Raw genomic sequence first — 17,358 nt, 5'->3', positions numbered from 1 at the left:
AGCGTTGTTCGATGCCTGCCCTTGTCCGCAGCGCATGAGTGCACGACGACGCATGCGGGCAGGCGTTGGACAAGGCTTAACGAACAGTGACCATTCCCAAGGCGCAGAATCAATCTCCCTTCATTGAAGTGGAGGTTGTCATGGCAACGCTTAATTCCTCCGACGCCCGCCGGGTGCCTTGGAACAAGGGAAGGCTGACCGGTCAGAAGCCGCTGTTGAAGCTCCGTGAAATTTGGGCAATTCGGACTAGGCTCCAGATGTCTTCCAACGCTCGCGAGTTGGCGCTTTTCAACCTTGCAATCGACAGTAAGCTTCGGGCGTGCGATCTGACGCGATTGCAAGTGCAGGACGTCTCCATGGGAGGTCATGTCGTAGCTCGCGCAACTTTTATGCAGCAAAAAACCCATAGACCGGTGCAGTTTGAAATCACGGAGCAGACCCGTCAAAGTGTCTCTGCCTGGATCTCGGCGCGGGGATTGAAGCCTTCCGATTATTTGTTTCCGAGTCGGTTGCATGCTTCGGCGCACGTCTCGACGCGCCAGTATGCGCGCATCGTTCATCGTTGGATCGCGTCGATCGGACTCGATGACAGCGCGTATGGCACGCACACCATGCGACGCACGAAAGCGTCGTTAATCTATCGACGCACCAAGAATTTGCGCGCCGTGCAATTGCTGTTGGGCCATACAAAGATTGAAAGCACCGTGCGATACCTTGGGATCGAGGTAGACGATGCACTCGAGATGGCCGAGCAGACGGAGGTCTGATAGACGGCGGCCGGCAAGCGTGCGCTTGTCGGCCGTAAAGGGACGCTCGCGGTCACGCGGAACATGTCGCTCAACGACCGCTTCGCCTTTGGAAACTGCCATTGGAGCGGCACGGGTTCGATTGGACGAGTTGGGTCGGGGGCGGTCGACTACCTGAGGCAGTCGTTGGCCAACCCGACATTCGCTGCAATGAGCAAGAGTGAATACGAGCCGAATCGGTTCAGACCTTCGCCTTATCGGCTCCGTGACTCTTGGCCTGCAGTGATCTGTGGGCCCGACGCACCGGACACTCAGGCATCGAAAAGCGCTTCGTCTTTCTTGAAAGCATCGATCAAGTGCTGCATTACCACTCGTAGTGTCGGCACGTTCCGGTCCTGCCTGCGTATGAGCAGCCACATATCTCGTGGAGGAGGCAATGGTCCCAGCGCGCATAGGCTTAGTCCAGGTAGACCTCGGCCCAGATAATGGGGGAGCAAGGCTAGTCCCGCACCGTCCCGCGCCGCAATCGCTTGCAAGATGTGATTCTCGGCGCGAAGTGAAACGCGAGCGTGGGGGAACTGCTGCGTCAGCCAGCTTGTGCCCGGCATGTCGGCGCTTTCCTCATTGAAACTCACAAAGACGGGCGGCTCTCCGCGTTCGACTCGTTCGCACTGCGCTGTTGCGCCATAAAAGCCAAACGCCATGCGACCGAGTGACCTGGCGATCAGGTCCGCGTCGACAAGGCGGCCCACGCGCACGACGATATCTGCTTTGTGGCGGCCGAGGCTGACCGAACGAAGATTCGTCGCAAGATCGATGTCGATCCCGGGATAGGACTCGGTAAGCTGGGTGAGGCGGGCAAGTATGAAGCCCTGCGAGAGCCCGGGCGGTGCATTTATGCGCACCAGGCCTCGAAGGCTGCTTTCGCCATCGCTCGCTCCGGCATGCTTCATTGTCTGTGCCGCAGATTCCATTTCCGCTGCAACCTGCAACGCATTTTTTCCTGCAGGTGTCGGTACGTATCCCTCGGGCCTGCGCTCGACCAGTTTCTGACCCACGCTCTCCTCAAGAGACTGAACGCGGCGGGCGACCGTCGCATGATTAACGCGCAGTGCGCGTGCCGTAGCAGACAGGCTCCCATAGCGTCCCAGCGCCAGAAAAATCCGCATGTCCTGCCAGTCGAGTTCTGTGCGTTTTTTATCAGTCATTGCGCAAGGATAGCGACTCCCCTTTACCAAAGTCTAGCGATAACCTGCTGTCCATACCACGAGACGCCAAGGGCATCCGGGTTCAGTCAACAGCCAAGGAGAAATATCATGAGTCAGAAAAAGGTAGCCATTGTCACCGGCGCTTCACAGGGAATGGGTGAGGGCATCGTCAACGGCTTTCGCGCCCGTGGCTACGGCGTCGTCGCCACGTCGCGCTCGATTCAGCCCTCGGCTGATCCGGACCTTGTGACTGTCGCGGGCGACATAGGTGACCCGGAGACGGGCAAGCGTGTAGTCGCGGCAGCCCTGGACAGGTTTGGCCGCATCGACAAGCTAGTGAACAACGCCGGCATCTTTATCGGCAAGGCATTCACCGAATACACAGAAGAAGATTATCGGCTCAAGCTGAGGACTAACCTCGACGGCTTTTTCTTTACCACCCAGCAAGTCATTCCGGTGATGTTGAAGCAGGGCAGCGGACATGTTATCCAAATCACGGCCTCGACGGCGGAATTTGCCAGCTCGCGCTCTCCCGCTTTCATCGCGATGCTGACGAAAGGCGGGATGAATTCCGCCACCAGGAGCATGGCGATCGAGTACGCCACGCGCGGCATTCGCGTAAACGCAGTGGCGCCGGGTGTCATCCGCACGCCCATGCACGATCCGGGCACCGTGGAGAAGCTGGCCGCGTTCCATCCCATGAACAAGCTAGGTGAGGTCGAGGATATCGTTCGAGCGGTGCTCTACCTCGAGGACGCCGCCTTCTCGACTGGCGAAATCCTTCACGTTGATGGCGGACTTATCGCCGGGCGTTGACCCGCATAGGAGGCGCGCAACGAGCGCCTCCCTACTTCCCGGAGAACCGTATGCCGATCGTGAATATTCTGGTAACCCGCGAGGGAACCGGTCCTGGCGCAGAACGCACGACCCGTGAGCAGAAAGCCGCAGTGCACAAAGGTATCGCCGACCTGCTCTTTACCATAATGGGCAAGCCGCATGAAGATACAACCGTTATTTTCCATGAACACGAGATCGATGACATCGGACAGGGGACTGCTGCTGTCCGACTACCGCAATCAACGCGCTCGGGATCGTCGCGTGGACCGCTGACCTCGATTGGGCGTCTCGACAAACGCCTCCGGCTTGAGTTGTCGGGGAAGGCACCCCATCGAACCATACCGGCGGATCCTGTTGCCCGCTTGCCGGGCCACGTCAGCCGGTCCCAAATGTGAGGAAAACTTTCGAAAGCGGCTACCTACGATCGCGTGTACTGGACTGCTGCTGGCATACTCCGACTCTGTCCTTCTCCGCGCCGTCGCCGGCTTCAGCTATCGGAAGGTCGGCTGCGGAAGTCGGGGGCGGCTCGGTGCCGCTCGATCATCGGCGAGCTTCAAACTGCCGGAACCGGCCCGTCTGCGGACGTCCGTTTAGGTGCTCACATTAAGGTCCGTGAGTCGGCTCCGCCACCTAAAAGCGGACTATCACGCGTAGCTGATACTGGCGAGTCATACCCGAAGCGTCCATGGAACGACAAATTTTGGAAGATCCTGAAAGGACTGTGTTTGCTGCGCTAACTACGCGCTTACGGCTGACCGTAGAAAGTCGACAAACGCACGCACTTTCGCTGATAAGTGGCGATTCTGTGGATAGAGGATGGAGAACGGGCGGGAGCGTCCACCATATTTCTGAAGGATCTCCACGAGATCGCCACGCTTTAAAGCTTCGGCCGCCGCGAAACGGTAAGTCTGGTAAAGGCCGCCGCTCGCATTGACCCAGGCGACGCACCCTAGCGCATCATTGAGTACCCGCATTCGGCTCTTTATAGGTTGTTCAATCTCGGCTCCTTTTTCATCAGTAAACAGCCACTGCATCGGTCGCCCGGTATTAGGAGATACGTATTGAATGCAGTCATGCTTCTCAAGGTCATTGAGCGATAGCGGCGTGCCTTTTCTCCGTAAGTAATCTGGTGTACTGAAAACGCCTAAAGACGCATCCTCCAGCTTATATGCCACCAGTCGCGAGTCACGCTGGATGCCTAATCGGATAGCAAGATCAAACCCCTCTTCAACAAAATCAATGATCTTGTCCGAGATACTTATCTCGATGTCGATCTGTGGATAGGCCTCGGTGAACCTGGGCATCAAAGGCAGTAAGCGATATGTCCCGTAAGCGGCACTGACGCTGATGCGCAGCAGCCCACTCGGCACTGTCTGTGCGCCGGTGATCGCGCGCTCGGCCTCGGCGATTTGCTCGAGCGCTATCTGACACTCCTTCCAATAGAGCTCCCCTTCATTTGTGACCTTGACGCTGCGCGTTGTTCGCGAAAACAGGCGCACACCAAGGCGCTGTTCGAGCCGACTGATCGATCGACTGACCGCTGCCGGGGTTACGCCAAAAACCTCGGCCGCGCCTGTGAAACTTCCCAACTCCGCGGCTTTACAAAATTGCTCGATGCTGCCGAGCTGGATCGATTCGATGGCGGCCATTGTTTGTTCCAAAATGTAATAGATGAATTGATGTTTACACCATTTATGTGTGGTCAACAAGCTAATAAAGTGCATTCACTGCTCACGCAGACAAGGAATTCAGACCAGCTCCTATACGCATACGGGTTGGCGCCATCTTCAACTTACATTTAGGAACGACGCAAATGACTACCAAACTGCACGTTTTCACCTCGCCCTCGGCCTTCCCCAACCCACAGCGCCTGCGTCTGTTCATGCATGAAAAGGGGATCGCAGATCAGTTTGACGAAACCATCTATGACATGACGCCGGTCGGCGAACAGCGTGGCTGGCGGCACTTGAAAATGAATCCATGGGGCGAAACGCCGACGCTTGAACTTGCTGACGGTAGCTTCCTTTCCGAGACAGCCGCCGTTGTCAGATATCTCGACCAGTCCTATCCCGGTCGAAAGATTATGGGCGACACGCCCTTGGAGCAGGGCTTGGACAATATGTGGGACAACCGCATCTGGGTTCACATCCTGTATCGGATTGTCACGGCCTTCCACGTTTTGCACACGGGTCTCGGGTTCAAGCTTGAACTGACGAAGAACGAGGCATGGGGTGAGCACTGTCGCAAGGAAGCATTGGCCCATGCCGCGCTGGTCAACAAGCATCTGTCGGACGGCCGGCAGTGGCTGCTGGGCGGTCATGAACCGACCTTCTCAGACATCACGCTGGCGACCGCAATCGCGTTCTCGAAGTTCCCGGTGAACGCCACTCCGCTCGACGAGCGTTTCGAATTTTTGGATGCCTACTGGCAGCGTTGGCAACAACGTCCGAGCTTCAAGGCCGCCTATGCCGACGGTAACAGCGGCATACCGGAGCTGGACAATCGGGCATAAAATGGGCTGGGCATCGCGCGACGCTCAGGGAAATGAGCCCGCGCGATCCGGCGACGTCGTACCTCACGACGCGTTGGGCACTTTATACTCAGCAGCTTACACAGGCGCCGGTACTGGCCGCCCCAACCATCGCAGGCGCACTATCCATTGCTGTGTTCAATGGCATTACGAATGTCGGCGCTTGTTCGGCCCAATATTTTCGGCATAGGAACATTGCGCGATATGGTCAAGAAAACCTCTCCCGAACAACGCCGTGAGCTAGGTACCTTCCTCTCCAGTCGACGGGCGCGTCTTCAGCCTAAGGAATTTGGTCTGCCTGAGGGCCCGCGGCGCACACCGGGCTTGCGGCGCGAAGAAGTCGCCGTGCTCGCAGGCGTCAGCGTCAGTTGGTACACGTGGCTCGAACAGGGACGCGACATCCAGCCCTCCGCAGACGCACTGCGGCGCATCTCGAAGATTCTCAAACTCGATCGGGTCGAATCCTCTCATCTCTTCGCGCTTTCGGCCCGTGAGGAACCGGCCGTCGTGACCACAGGCGGAGTTACCGAAGGTCTGGAAAGGCTGGTTCGCGCGATCAACCCCATCCCTGCCTACGTGCGCAACACGCGATTAGACATACTCGCTTGGAATGATGCGATTGCGGACCTTTTCGTCGATTACGGCTCGCTGCAGCCGCACGAGCGCAATACGTTACGCCTGCTGTTTCTCTATCGCCCCTATCGCACGCTGATCCTCGATTGGGAGCAAATGGCGCGCGGCATGATCTCCACGTTCCGCGCCTCGCGCGCGCATGCGCAGGACAAAGTTCCGTTCGACGATCTGATTAATGAACTCTCGCAACAGAGCGCTGAGTTCCGTGACTGGTGGCAGGACACGGACGTGAAAGGTTTTGATGAGGGCAGCAAACGTCTGCGGCATCCGACTTCCGGACATATCGATTTCACGTATGTTGCGTTGACGCCGGAGGGTCGGCCCGACCTTTCGCTGGTGACGTATATCCCGCGCCATACTGCCTATGACACGCAGTCATAGGATTACAAGACGCCTTCTTCACTCGAATCGCTTTGTCTAGACTGGCATCACTGAATCGCAAACGGGTGTTTGCGAACAAAACCCAAGTCTGGAGGTAAGTATCATGAAACTCATTCAATCACTCATCGTCGCCGCTGCCTTTGCTATTCCGGCTGTATCGTCGTTCGCCCAGTCAGATGCACCTGTTAGCCGTGCGCAAGTGCGTGCTGAATTGGTTCAACTTGAACAGGCAGGCTACCAGCCGGGTGCTGGCGACCAGGCAACTTATCCGGTGCAGATTCAAGCCGCCGAAGCACGTGCCACCGCGCAAAATAGCGCCGCTACGGGGTACGGTGGAGTCTCGGGCGGTTCATCCTCGTCAGGCGCCTCGCTTAAGCCAACCGCCAATATCGCTACGAAGTCGATCTATTCCGGTCACTAAGCTGATCTAGAGCATCGGCAAAATACGACCTAAGGCTGGTTGCTGTCTTGATCGATAGCAAGCCAGCCATCTTGTTTCAGTACCTCCTCCTACGGCATATTTGCCGGTGGATCCCGCCCAGCTATGGCTGGCTTTTTTTTGCGTACGCCGAGCTACCGCTAGATAAGAAATCAAAATGCGTTTGCTCAATTTCTTTGCCATTCGATAGCGGCACCTAGCGGCTTATCTTAATCGGAACTGGATGGTCCGCGCCCGACCCGCATTTCTGCCCATGTGCGCATCACGCGTATCGATCTCACGTATGTCGCAATGACGCCAAGGGTCGGCCCGACCTTTCCCTGGTGACGTATATCTCACACCATGCTGCCTATGACCCGCAGTCATAGGATTACGAGACGCCTTCTTCACCCAGATCGCTTTGCCTAAACTGACCATCAGAGCAGCACCTCATTCGCTGATTTCATCTGTCAAGGAGGCAATAACGATGTCGAATCACAACGCTCAGCCAAACACTAACGCGGTCAACGTCGCGACCTCGCGTAACCCTGCGACCAACGAACTGATCGCAACCTATACATTCCAGACTGCCAACGAAGTGCAGCGCCTGCTTGTTGATAGTGCTGCAGCTTTCCGGCTGTGGCGGGCGACGCCGATGCGAGAACGCGTCGCTGCCTATCATCGCCTCTCGGCAACCTTGCGCGAAAGATCAGATAGTCTGGCTTCCCTCATCACGGCCGAGATGGGCAAGACCATCGGCGCAGCGCGCGCAGAGGTTGAGAAATGCGCCGCCACCATAGAGTGGATCGCAGAAAACGGCCCTGCGATCGTTGCAGATGAACCGGTCTCGGTCGATAGCGATGACGAGGTCCATGTTTCGTATCTGCCAATAGGCACGGTTCTGGCCGTCATGCCATGGAACTTCCCTTTGTGGCAGGTGGTACGCGCCTCTGGTCCGGTCATGCTGTCGGGTAACGGCTTTTTACTGAAGCATGCGCCGAACGTCATGGGTTCTGCTTATGCCCTGCAGGAGGCGTATGAAGCTGCTGGGTTTCCAAAAGGGCTTTTCGCCAATCTGAATACCGACAACGAGACAGTAGCCCGGACGATCGAGGATGATCGGGTGGCGGCGGTCACGCTAACAGGTAGCATGCGAGCGGGCTCGGCGGTGGCTGCGACGGCAGGAAGGGCGCTTAAAAAGAGTCTGCTGGAGTTGGGGGGCGCGGACGCTTTCATCGTGTTGGCCGATGCGAATATCGATCTAGCGGTAAAAGCGGGCATCGAAGCACGATTCCAGAACGCCGGACAGGTCTGTCTGGCCGCCAAGCGATTTATTCTTGAAAGGCCCATCGCCGAAGAATTTACTCGGAAATTCGTCGCTGCCGCAAGGCAAATAAAGGTGGGGGACCCGCTCGACCCGACGAGCACGGTTGGGCCGATGGCGCGCCACGACTTGCGCGACGAACTGCACCAGCAGATCGAACGTACCATCGCGGCCGGTGCGACGCTCCTGCTCGGTGGCAAGAAGGTCGAGGGAATCGGCAACTTCTATGAACCAACGGTGTTAGCTGACGTCACCCCGGGCATGGCGGCATTCGACGAGGAAACATTCGGGCCGGTGGCAGCGATCACGGTGGCAGACAACGCAGAACACGCGATTCAGCTTGCCAATACCAGCGATTACGGACTGGGCGGCAGTCTCTGGACCCACGACGTCCCACGAGCACAACGCATCGCGCGTCGCCTGGAAACCGGTGGCGTATTCATTAACGGCTATCCCGCCTCGAACGCTCGCATTCCCGTCGGTGGGGTGAAAAAGAGTGGCTACGGACGTGAACTGTCGCATTTCGGCTTACGCGAGTTCACCAACGCCCAGGCAGTCTGGGCCAAGGCCGTGGACTGATCCACAAACCATCTCATCGAAAACCAAGCGATCAATTCTCGAAGGATAGCCATGTCTAACTCTAAATCCAGTCCTGTTTTGCAAGAGGCTACGATCGGCGGCTTGCTCCTGAAGAACCGCGTCGTGATGGCACCAATGACGCGCAGTCGTTCGGACGATGCCGGTGTGCCGCCTGACTATGCCGCCGATTACTATGCGCAGCGCGCCGATGCAGGTCTAATCATCACGGAGGCAACAAATATCTCGGCACAAGCGCGTGGCTACCCCCGCACGCCGGGGATTTGGACTAGCGAACACATTAAGGCGTGGAAACACGTGACCGAGGCGGTGCATCGCCAAGAGGGCAAGATCTTCCTGCAGCTCTGGCATACGGGACGGATGTCACACCCCGATATGCATGCCGGTGCGCTGCCTGTCGCACCGTCGTCGATCAAACCGGCGGGACAGATCCGCGTCCACGATGGCATGAAAGATTTTGTCACGCCTCGTGCGCTCGCGACAGACGAAATCCCGTTGATCGTCGAGGAATATCGCCGTGCTGCGGAAAACGCGAAGCTTGCCGGCTTCGATGGTGTCGAAGTGCATTCGGCCAATAATTACCTACTCGAACAATTCATTCGCGACAGCACGAATCATCGTTCGGACAGGTATGGTGGTTCGGTAGAGAATCGATTGCGTTTCCCACTCGATGTCGTCAAAGCCGTTATCGATGTTTGGGGCGCAGACCGCGTCGGCATCCGCATTTCGCCAGTCACTACGACCCCGGGTGACACATCGCTCGACAGCAATACGATGGAGACATACGGTGCATATGTAGACGCGTTGTCACGCCTCGGATTGCTTTATATACACGACATCGAGGGTGTGACTCAACTGAGCCGAGAAGCGTCAGAAGGCATCAGCTTCACTGACCTGCGCAAGCGCTTTAAAGGCGCCTATATCGCCAACAATCAATACACGCTAGCCCTAGCCGAAAAAACACTGGCTGCGGGAGACGCCGATCTGTTCAGCATAGGACGGCCGTTCATTGCCAATCCGGATTTGGTCGAGCGCCTCAGGACAGGCGCTCCACTAGCCGAAGCGCCAAAGGAATATTGGTATGGCGGAGACGCGAACGGATATTCCAACTGGCCGCGGATGAACGGTCAGAGTGCAATCGATCAATGAGGAGGGTAAAACCCCGGTCATTGAGCGAGGTTAACATACTGCACTCTCTATAGAGCCAAACTGACTTGGTGCGTGCAACATCGTTTGGCGGCCGAAGACCATCGACGGAATGTAACTAGCGCAACTCCCATGTTGAACGGTCTTTGGCGAATCAATTCGAGACTAGTCGAGATGGTCGATAGTCGGTCTTCCCAGACAGAAAAGAAATGACTGTTGTACTCTGGAACCGGTCGTTTGGGTGGCACCCATCCGACCGTCGGTATTGGGTCCGCGTGCTGCCGATCGCGACCGTTCTGGATTCGGAAGTCCATGCGGTTTGCATGAGGCACGGATCGGCCAATATCGGACGCTCGACCTCCGCACTTGGATCGTCGACAATTCGGCGATGTCCGGGACAAAGCACGATGTCGATCGACGCGACTCGTGGCAGTCATTTTTTCGACATTTAGGAAAGCGGTGGGACTTCCGTTATATGCGGCACTCGCGCAACTGTATGCCAACCGCGGTAAATGGCTTAGACTCGCGCACCCTTGCGGTCCCTGTCGATTCGTTGCCAGGACTGCATCAGTTCTGTCCTAAACCGCACCCGAGTGAACCCATGCATATGAGCGCGAAAGCGCTGCTGCAAATTGTTAGCAACACCTTGTGGACGTAAGCCCCTATGGCGATCAGCCTTTCGTTTGAAGTTCTTGAGGTTTTGGACGCTATCGACCGCACCGGCACATTCGCTGAAGCGGCCGAATCCTTGCATCGCGTCCCTTCGTCCCTCACGTATCTCGTGCAGAAACTGGAGGCCGAGATCGATGTCGAGCTTTTTGATCGCAGCGGCAGACGCGCAAAACTCACGCCGGCCGGTCGCTTTCTTGTCAATGAGGGGCGTCAGCTTCTGCGGGCCGCCCGAGATCTGGAAGTCAAAACGAAGGGGATACAGGACGGCTGGGAATCTGAGCTGCGAATATGCCTGGATGCTATCTTGCCTTCCGCAGCGTTGTGGTCGCATGTCCGCGCCTTCTACGAACTAGAGATGGTTACCCAGTTGCGCCTTTCCACCGAGGTGCTTGGGGGGGTATGGGACGCGCTGGTTACCCAGCGCGCCGACCTGGCCGTGGGCGCATTTGGCGAGCCGCCGCATGCATCCAATATCGCAGCTCGGCCAATCGGCACGCTCCGTCACGTGTTCGTCGTTGCACCAGACCATCCACTCGCCGATTTCCCAGAGCCGTTGGATAGCGGGGTGATTGCAAGATACCGGGGTGTTGTTATAAGTGACACGTCTCGCCAATTGCGACCTCAATCCGTGGCCAAGCATGACGGACAGATCGTAATTGTCGTCCCGACACTGGGGGCCAAGGTTGAAGTGTTGTGCGAAGGTATCGCTGTCGGAATGCTGCCCGATCGCGTAGCGGAAGGGCCACTACGCGAAGGGAAACTCGTGGTGCGACGCGTTGTGGGCGTGCGTGAATATACAAATTGCTACCTAGCCTGGCGCGAAGACAAAATAGGGCATGCTTTGGAATGGTGGATAGCACAACTAGACAGGCCCGATCTGGTTGAGCGATTTTTTGGGAAACTGGGTTAGATTGCACACCTTCTGTTCAACGTCGGCTCTCTCTCAATCGTCACCTCTGTGAAACCTTCGGAGCCTTTAAGGGTGCGCCTTTGCCTCTGTTCATGTTCCCCGTTGACTAACGGGTACGAGGTTGGGCGCGCTTGCGGAGTGTCCGCTTTTTGAAAATTTGGCCGTCCCTTGTCGGTCGTTCATTGTCCATGTCAGATGGGTACCGATTGGTTCTCCTATCCCACGATAGGAGAGTCGTCACGGAAGCCGTCAATGCCGGAGGCGCGCGGCGAGCGCCGCGGAACAGGGGAAAGCTGAGGGGCCAGTATCCGCACCCTCGATAGGGCGAGCGCCAAATCTGTGGTGCGCCCTAATGCGGTATCGACACGCAGAGGCTATTGAGGGCACGCAAAAGCTTACGTGCTGCTCACCCGCAATGGCTCACTCGCGCGGATGGGGGCACGCTAAACTGAACGATCGCGCCGCGGTAAATGTGGTTAAACGCACATACCCGTCCTCTGTGGGCCTCGATGATCGAGCGGCAGATCGACAGGCCCATGCCCATGCCTTCGGGTTTGGTGGTGAAAAAAGGATCGAATATACGATTGGCGTTCTCAAGCTTGATGCCTGCGCCGGAGTCGTGGACCGCAACGACCACATCGCCTTCTTCATCCAGACGGGTCCTGATTAGCAGTTCGCGTGGGCCGTCGGCAGTATCGCTTATCGACTGTATGCCATTGATTACCAGATTGAGGATGACCTGCTGAAAAGCAATCCGGCTGGCGAGCAGCGCCGGCAACCCCGGATCGAGCTCGAGGCGCAGCGACACCCGATGGCTGAAGACTTCGTGCTGGATGAGGGACGCCACTTCGTTGACCACGTCGTTGATATCCAGCTGCGTCTTCTCCGGGACATCCCTTTTGGTGAGTGTGCGTATACGCTGCACGATTTCGACTGCGCGCTTGCCATCGGCGATCATGCGCTTTACGGAGGCTTGCACTTGATCCGGTTGCGGCGTCGCGTGATGGAGCCACCTCAAACAGGCCTCGCCGTTAGTGACGATTGCCGTGAGCGGCTGGCCGACTTCGTGGGCGATGGACGCACTCAGTTCGCCGAGGGCGGTGACGCGACTCATACGAGCGAGTTCCGACTGAGTCTCATGCAACTGCTCCTCAGCCTGCCGTGTTGCAGTGACGTCCTTAATCGCCCCGAAATACTGCAACTTGCTGGTGTCTTCTTTTACGGCATGTGCGACGACATGGAGGTGCTTGATGGAGCCGTCGGGCATCTGTAGCCGATGCTCAAAATCAAAGTCCTGTCTGCCATCGATCGCCCGCTCGAGCTCTTCTTGCAAGAACGCGACGTCGTCCGGATGCGTGCGCTGGACCACCGCCTCCATCGTTGGGGCGATGGTGGGGTCGAATTCGAAGATTCTGAAGCTTTGCTCGGACCAGAAAATTTCCCCGCTTGACACATTCCATCCAAAACTGCCGGTAAGGCTAAGTTTCTGCGCTTCTGCGAAGTATTGCGCCTGACTTCGGCGTAGCGTTTCTTCGGCCCGCTTGCGTTCGGTAATATCGTTGTTGGTTTCCAGCTTCGCAAGCGGACTCCCGTATTCGCTCTTCTGCAGTGACAGACGGCATGCCACCACGACTTGCTGGCCGTTCCGCTTGGTGCGGATCAATTCACCGTCCCAGCGTCCGGTGCTCAACAACGTTTCCGTAATTTCGTCGCGCGGGACCGGAAAGCGCGTTTGCAGGAGTTCGGGGCTGACCTTGCCAATGGCTTCTTCTCTTTTCCATCCGTAGAGTTCTTCGGCGCCGCGATTCCAGTAGCTGATCACATCGTTCATGTCGCGAACAAACACGGTGTCGTGCGTGAGGTCGAGGAGTCGGGCTTGCTCAAGCTGTGCCTTGTTCAGCCGCCGCGCGTGTCTGACAAGCGCAGTAACGGTGAGTGAAGTGACCATGAAAGTGACCAGTCCCATCAAGTCCTGAGAGGCCGCTACGCCGAAGCTGAAAATCGGCTCAGTAAAGTAGTAGTTGAGGCAGGCGGCAGAGAAAACAGAAAAAATAGCGGACGAAACGAAACTGTCGAGGAGGGACAGCAGCACGATGACGATCAGAACGGCAAAACCCGCGCTAGCCAGGCTGAAGCCAAGGTGGAAGCACGCCCACGAGACGAGGCCCAAGGCAATACATCCGAAGATCCAGAGCAGCACCAGATACCGCAGTCGAACCATTTTGTCCGCATTCATGTTTGCTCGCCAAGTTCACTGCGTCGGCAGAACCTTCGATGAGCCCATCAGCGGATCCCAACGAACGGTGCGATTAAAATAGGGGTAAATTCCGGTCAAGGGTGGCTTTTCTGGAGTACCCGTGCCGGAACGGTGCATATTGCGGCGCAACTGCGCTGACGAATGACACATGGCGCCGCCGCCTTGCCGATTCAAAGCCCATCTAGTTGGGTACATTCGTGCGCGCAGGTCTCCAGAGGGCACCAGCTTCCAACCATTGCCGCACGATTCTATAAGTTATCTGGCGATCAGTAAACGTCCGGGTAACATTCGTTGTTCGCTTATCACCGATAGTCGGGGGGCGTTTAACGGTGACTGGCCGCGCAAGCCGTAGCCGGTTTACGAGGTCAATTCTCTGCGTTTTCGCTGCGGAAATGCTCGATGCTTTGTCCCGCTGCCACGACCCGCTGCAGCCACGCCGGTAAGCTGCCTTTTCCGTTCCAACAGTTGCCGAATGCGTCCTGATAGCGCGTTTGATCGAGGTCTTCTTCAAGCGACCGCTGCAACGCTGCGAGAGTAATGCCGCATGCGTCCATGCGTTTTTTGATCCAGAGAATGAGGCGTTCGCGAGCTTCCGCGTCGGGTCGAAAGAAAAGTGTACTCATGATTGGCGCGATAGTTAACTTTGCCGCAATTGAAAAAAAGCGCATTTCCGCTTCGTAGGCGGCGGGATCAAAGAATAGAAACAGGCTGGCAGGCATGAGTGCGTGCGCGGATTGCCGTGGGCTGAACCGGCTCAGCCCACGCTCAATCCACAGCAGATCGCCCATGCGATTGGTCCAGATTTAATCATCTGAACGGTCTGCGTTTTTTCAGAAACGCACCGCATCAATCAGATGCAACCGGTGACTGCTTTGCGATTCCGGCCGGTGAACCGTGCGATATACGAAGGTATTGATCGGACCTTCCTTGTCGTGATCGGCCAATGCCAATGGATAACTGTTCTATCAATGCTATCCAGCCTATTCTGCTGCTGAACCATGAGGAGCCGCTGTGAAGCAGTGGCGCACCACGATTTTTGAGGAGAGTACCTGACATGACAGCCTTGCTTTCCCGATCCACGCCTCCAGTTCTTAAAGCTGGCGCGTTGGCGCCGGACTTCACGTTGCACGTCACGCCCGACCAGAAAATGGCGCTCTCCGAGTTGCGCGGAGCGCCAGTGATTATTGCGTTCTATCCGGCGGACTGGAGCCCCGTTTGCGGCGATGAACTAGGTCTGTTCAACGCCGCACTCACTGAGTTCCGCCGCCTCGGCGCGCAACTCATCGCCATCTCTGTCGATAGCGCTTGGTCGCACGTAGCCTATGCGACCGAACGCAAATTCCATTTTCCGTTGCTGGCCGATTTCGAGCCGAAAGGCGCAGTTGCGAGAAGCTATGGGGTCTACCGTACGGCCGAGGGTGTCTCCGAGCGTGCATTGTTCGTGCTCGATGGAAATGGCGTCGTTCAGTGGGCCTATGTTTCCCCCGTCACCGTGAACCCAGGCGTCGACGGGATACTCGGTGCCCTTGAGAAAATGAGCACTTCCGCGAAACAGGACACGCCATGAGCCATCTCTATCCTCCCGTTGGAGTCGCCGACCACATCCAGGGCCCCGCTGACGCGCCCGTGACACTGGTCGAGTACGGTGATTTCGAATGCCCCTATTGCGGGGCGATGTACGGCGTAATCAAGGCCGCACAGCGCACAATGGGAGCCCAGCTTCGATTCGTCTTCCGGCACTTTCCGTTGACGGACATGCACGTACATGCGCTTCACGCCGCAGAGTTTTCCGAGGGGGCAGCCACCGTCGGAAAATTCTGGGAAGCGCACGACGTCCTGTACGAAAATCAGACCGCATTGAGCGATGGGGAACTGATGCAATATGCGGCGCAGCTTGATCTGCACGCCCGCGACCTCGCCACGGCGTTTGAAGGAAGATACGATGAGCACGTTCAGAAAGACTTCGAGGGTGGTCTGCGAAGCGGCGTGAACGGCACGCCTACCTTGTTCATCAACGGACACCGGTACGACGGCGACCGCGATCTCAAGAGTCTTGTCGAGGCGCTGCGCGCTGCCACTCCCTACGCGTGAGTGCGTCGATGGAAAACGGGCGGCAGGGTCGTTTGACCTTGCCGCCCGTTTTTAAGCGTAGTCAGAACCAGTCAGGCAATAGTATCGACTACTCCGCCATCCACGCGAAGTGCCGCGCCAGTGGTCGCCGAAGCCTGTGGCGAGCACGCATACACGACCATGTTTGCGATTTCCTCTGTGGTGGCGGGCCGCTGAATAATCGAACTACGGCGATGCTCTCGTACAAACTCAATGCCAACCTGCTCGACGGTCTTTCCCTGCGCCTTTGCCGTTTCTTCCACCATTGCGCGGAAACCGTCTGACAAGGTTGGTCCCGGCAGAAATGACGTGGCGGCCGGAGGATTGACCGGTGCGATCGCGGGTTTCCACATCAGCAGAAATGCGTTGTTAGCGCGGCGACAACGACCACACCGCCAGCTATCAGCAATCTAGACCTGCGAGTCATTCGCGCATCTATCATAGAAGTCCTGGATCGAAGGAGCGGCACGCACGACGCCGAATGTTTGACTCGCGAGTGGCATCAAGCTTGCCTCGCGCCGACTTGCGGGCTTCGGCCCGCGTTACTGTCGAATGGATAGTCGATATAGCCGGCGGCACCGCCGCCGTACCAGCCGGTAGGCTTTGGTTCCGCGAGCGTTGCCCGGGCCGCGATGCGCTCGACGAGGTCCGGATTCGCGATATACGCGCGAGCGAACGCGACCAGGTCGGCCTGGCCTTCCCGGATCAATGCCTCGGCCTGATCAACGGATATGCCACCGTTGACCATCAACGTGCCGGAGAAAGCGCGGCGTATGCGTTCGATGATGCGCGGCAGGTCCGGTTGTCCGCTCCAGCCGTTGGTGTCCGCCGCGTGAATGTAAGCTACCCCGAACTCGCCGAGCATTTTGCCGACGTAATCGTAGGTGCCGTCCGGGTCTGCGTCGCGCACATTGTTGTAGTGCGCATACGGCGAGATGCGTACGCCAACACGCTCGAGCGAGACCACCGAGCCGATCTCCGTGAGAACATCGCGAAGGAAGTTGGCGCGGTTCGCCACCGAGCCGCCATAGCGGTCATCGCGTGTGTTGGTGGTCGAGGAAAGGAACTGATGCGGCAGGTAACCGTTCGCTGCGTGCACCTCGACACCGTCGAAGCCGGCCGCGATCGCGCTGGCCGCGCCCTGTTTGAACGCGTCGATGGCGAGCTTCACTTCATTGACCGACATCGCGCGTGACGGCGTGGCGTGGATCTTGGTGTACTGGCCGTTTTGCAATTGCGCCCAGACCTGCAACTGTTCGAGGTCGTCATTCACGCCCGAGGGCGAAAGCGGTGCTTCACCACCAAGCAGGGCGAACGAGCTGACGCGCCCGCTATGCCAAAGTTGCATGAAAATCCGGCCGCCGGCCGCGTGCACCTGGCTCGTGATATGGCGCCAGCCGTCGATCTGCTCGGCCGTGATGATGCCCGGCGTGAGTTCGAAAGCGGCTGAAGCCGGGCTCACATTGGTGGCTTCGGTGATGATCAACCCCGCCGACGCGCGCTGCACATAGTATTCAGCCATCATCTCCGTCGGGCGTCCACGCGACGGCGCGCGCGAGCGGGTCATTGGCGCCATCACGACGCGGTTCG

Annotated in this window: 16 protein-coding genes and 1 pseudogene; 11 read left to right on the top strand and 6 right to left on the bottom strand. The window is 57.6% G+C overall.

Annotation, left to right across the window (positions count from 1 at the left end; all coding sequences use genetic code 11):
• The first annotated feature begins 140 nt into the window (after nt 1-140).
• Nucleotides 141-767 carry a tyrosine-type recombinase/integrase gene (locus PQR54_RS38750; protein ID WP_408255417.1) on the top strand — a complete coding sequence of 209 codons (627 nt, stop codon included), beginning with the start codon at nt 141-143 and terminating at the stop codon, nt 765-767.
• A gap of 290 nt (nt 768-1,057) precedes the next feature.
• Here the strand turns inward: PQR54_RS38750 and PQR54_RS38745 are convergent, their stop codons facing one another.
• Entirely contained in the window at nt 1,058-1,954 is an 897-nt protein-coding gene (locus PQR54_RS38745) for a LysR family transcriptional regulator (RefSeq protein WP_408255415.1), read from the bottom strand.
• A 108-nt stretch (nt 1,955-2,062) separates the two neighbouring features.
• Between PQR54_RS38745 and PQR54_RS38740 the strand changes: the two genes are divergently transcribed.
• Both PQR54_RS38740 and PQR54_RS38735 read left to right on the top strand, forming a co-directional pair.
• Entirely contained in the window at nt 2,063-2,770 is a 708-nt protein-coding gene (locus PQR54_RS38740; RefSeq protein ID WP_408255412.1) for an SDR family NAD(P)-dependent oxidoreductase, read from the top strand.
• A gap of 50 nt (nt 2,771-2,820) precedes the next feature.
• On the top strand, nt 2,821-3,186 hold the full coding sequence (locus tag PQR54_RS38735) for a tautomerase family protein (protein ID WP_408255409.1): 366 nt from the start codon (nt 2,821-2,823) through the stop codon (nt 3,184-3,186).
• Between the two features lie 342 nt (nt 3,187-3,528).
• On the opposite strand, the gene PQR54_RS38730 is transcribed toward PQR54_RS38735, so the two are convergent.
• Complete coding sequence (locus PQR54_RS38730; protein WP_408255407.1) at nt 3,529-4,440, bottom strand: LysR family transcriptional regulator; 912 nt, start codon at nt 4,438-4,440, stop codon at nt 3,529-3,531.
• Between the two features lie 164 nt (nt 4,441-4,604).
• Here PQR54_RS38730 and PQR54_RS38725 point away from each other — a divergent pair, with 164 nt between their 5' ends.
• From PQR54_RS38725 to PQR54_RS38700, 6 genes are all read left to right on the top strand, one after another.
• On the top strand, nt 4,605-5,303 hold the full coding sequence (locus PQR54_RS38725; protein WP_408255404.1) for a glutathione S-transferase family protein: 699 nt from the start codon (nt 4,605-4,607) through the stop codon (nt 5,301-5,303).
• 171 nt (nt 5,304-5,474) lie between these two features.
• Nucleotides 5,475-6,335, top strand: coding sequence for a helix-turn-helix transcriptional regulator (locus PQR54_RS38720; RefSeq protein ID WP_408255401.1), 861 nt, complete (start codon nt 5,475-5,477; stop codon nt 6,333-6,335).
• 103 nt (nt 6,336-6,438) lie between these two features.
• Entirely contained in the window at nt 6,439-6,756 is a 318-nt protein-coding gene (locus tag PQR54_RS38715; protein WP_408255398.1) for a DUF4148 domain-containing protein, read from the top strand.
• A gap of 484 nt (nt 6,757-7,240) precedes the next feature.
• A complete protein-coding gene (locus PQR54_RS38710) occupies nt 7,241-8,656 on the top strand; it encodes an NAD-dependent succinate-semialdehyde dehydrogenase (RefSeq protein WP_408255395.1) in 1,416 nt (471 codons plus the stop codon).
• 51 nt (nt 8,657-8,707) lie between these two features.
• Nucleotides 8,708-9,823, top strand: coding sequence for an alkene reductase (locus PQR54_RS38705; RefSeq protein WP_408255392.1), 1,116 nt, complete (start codon nt 8,708-8,710; stop codon nt 9,821-9,823).
• Between the two features lie 661 nt (nt 9,824-10,484).
• Nucleotides 10,485-11,402: a LysR substrate-binding domain-containing protein gene (locus PQR54_RS38700; RefSeq protein ID WP_408255389.1), complete on the top strand. Its 918-nt coding sequence runs from the start codon at nt 10,485-10,487 to the stop codon at nt 11,400-11,402.
• A gap of 406 nt (nt 11,403-11,808) precedes the next feature.
• Here the strand turns inward: PQR54_RS38700 and PQR54_RS38695 are convergent, their stop codons facing one another.
• A complete protein-coding gene (locus tag PQR54_RS38695; protein WP_408255386.1) occupies nt 11,809-13,638 on the bottom strand; it encodes a PAS domain S-box protein in 1,830 nt (609 codons plus the stop codon).
• Nucleotides 13,639-14,024: 386 nt separating this feature from the next.
• The gene (locus PQR54_RS38690; protein ID WP_408255383.1) at nt 14,025-14,447 is read right to left on the bottom strand and encodes a hypothetical protein; all 423 of its coding nucleotides are present in this window, start codon (nt 14,445-14,447) and stop codon (nt 14,025-14,027) included.
• 266 nt (nt 14,448-14,713) lie between these two features.
• Between PQR54_RS38690 and PQR54_RS38685 the strand changes: the two genes are divergently transcribed.
• Together PQR54_RS38685 and PQR54_RS38680 are read left to right on the top strand one after the other, a co-directional pair.
• Nucleotides 14,714-15,226: a redoxin domain-containing protein gene (locus tag PQR54_RS38685; protein ID WP_408255381.1), complete on the top strand. Its 513-nt coding sequence runs from the start codon at nt 14,714-14,716 to the stop codon at nt 15,224-15,226.
• Nucleotides 15,223-15,750 (top strand): DsbA family protein, encoded by a 528-nt coding sequence (locus tag PQR54_RS38680; RefSeq protein ID WP_408255378.1) that lies wholly within the window; start codon nt 15,223-15,225, stop codon nt 15,748-15,750. Before PQR54_RS38685 ends, PQR54_RS38680 begins: the two co-directional genes overlap by 4 nt.
• A 71-nt stretch (nt 15,751-15,821) precedes the next feature.
• Here the strand turns inward: PQR54_RS38680 and PQR54_RS38675 are convergent.
• Together PQR54_RS38675 and PQR54_RS38670 are read right to left on the bottom strand one after the other, a co-directional pair.
• Nucleotides 15,822-16,070 (bottom strand): annotated as a pseudogene (locus PQR54_RS38675) (SDR family oxidoreductase); the annotation flags it as partial.
• A 200-nt stretch (nt 16,071-16,270) separates the two neighbouring features.
• A partial coding sequence (locus PQR54_RS38670; protein ID WP_408255375.1) for an alkene reductase occupies nt 16,271-17,358 on the bottom strand: 1,088 nt, incomplete at its 5' end.

Origin of the sequence: Paraburkholderia phytofirmans (assembly GCF_046028095.1) — a bacterium.
Taxonomy (GTDB): domain Bacteria; phylum Pseudomonadota; class Gammaproteobacteria; order Burkholderiales; family Burkholderiaceae; genus Paraburkholderia; species Paraburkholderia phytofirmans_A.
Note: the sequence above shows the minus strand (reverse complement) of the source record. Positions and strands in the feature narration are given on the sequence as shown.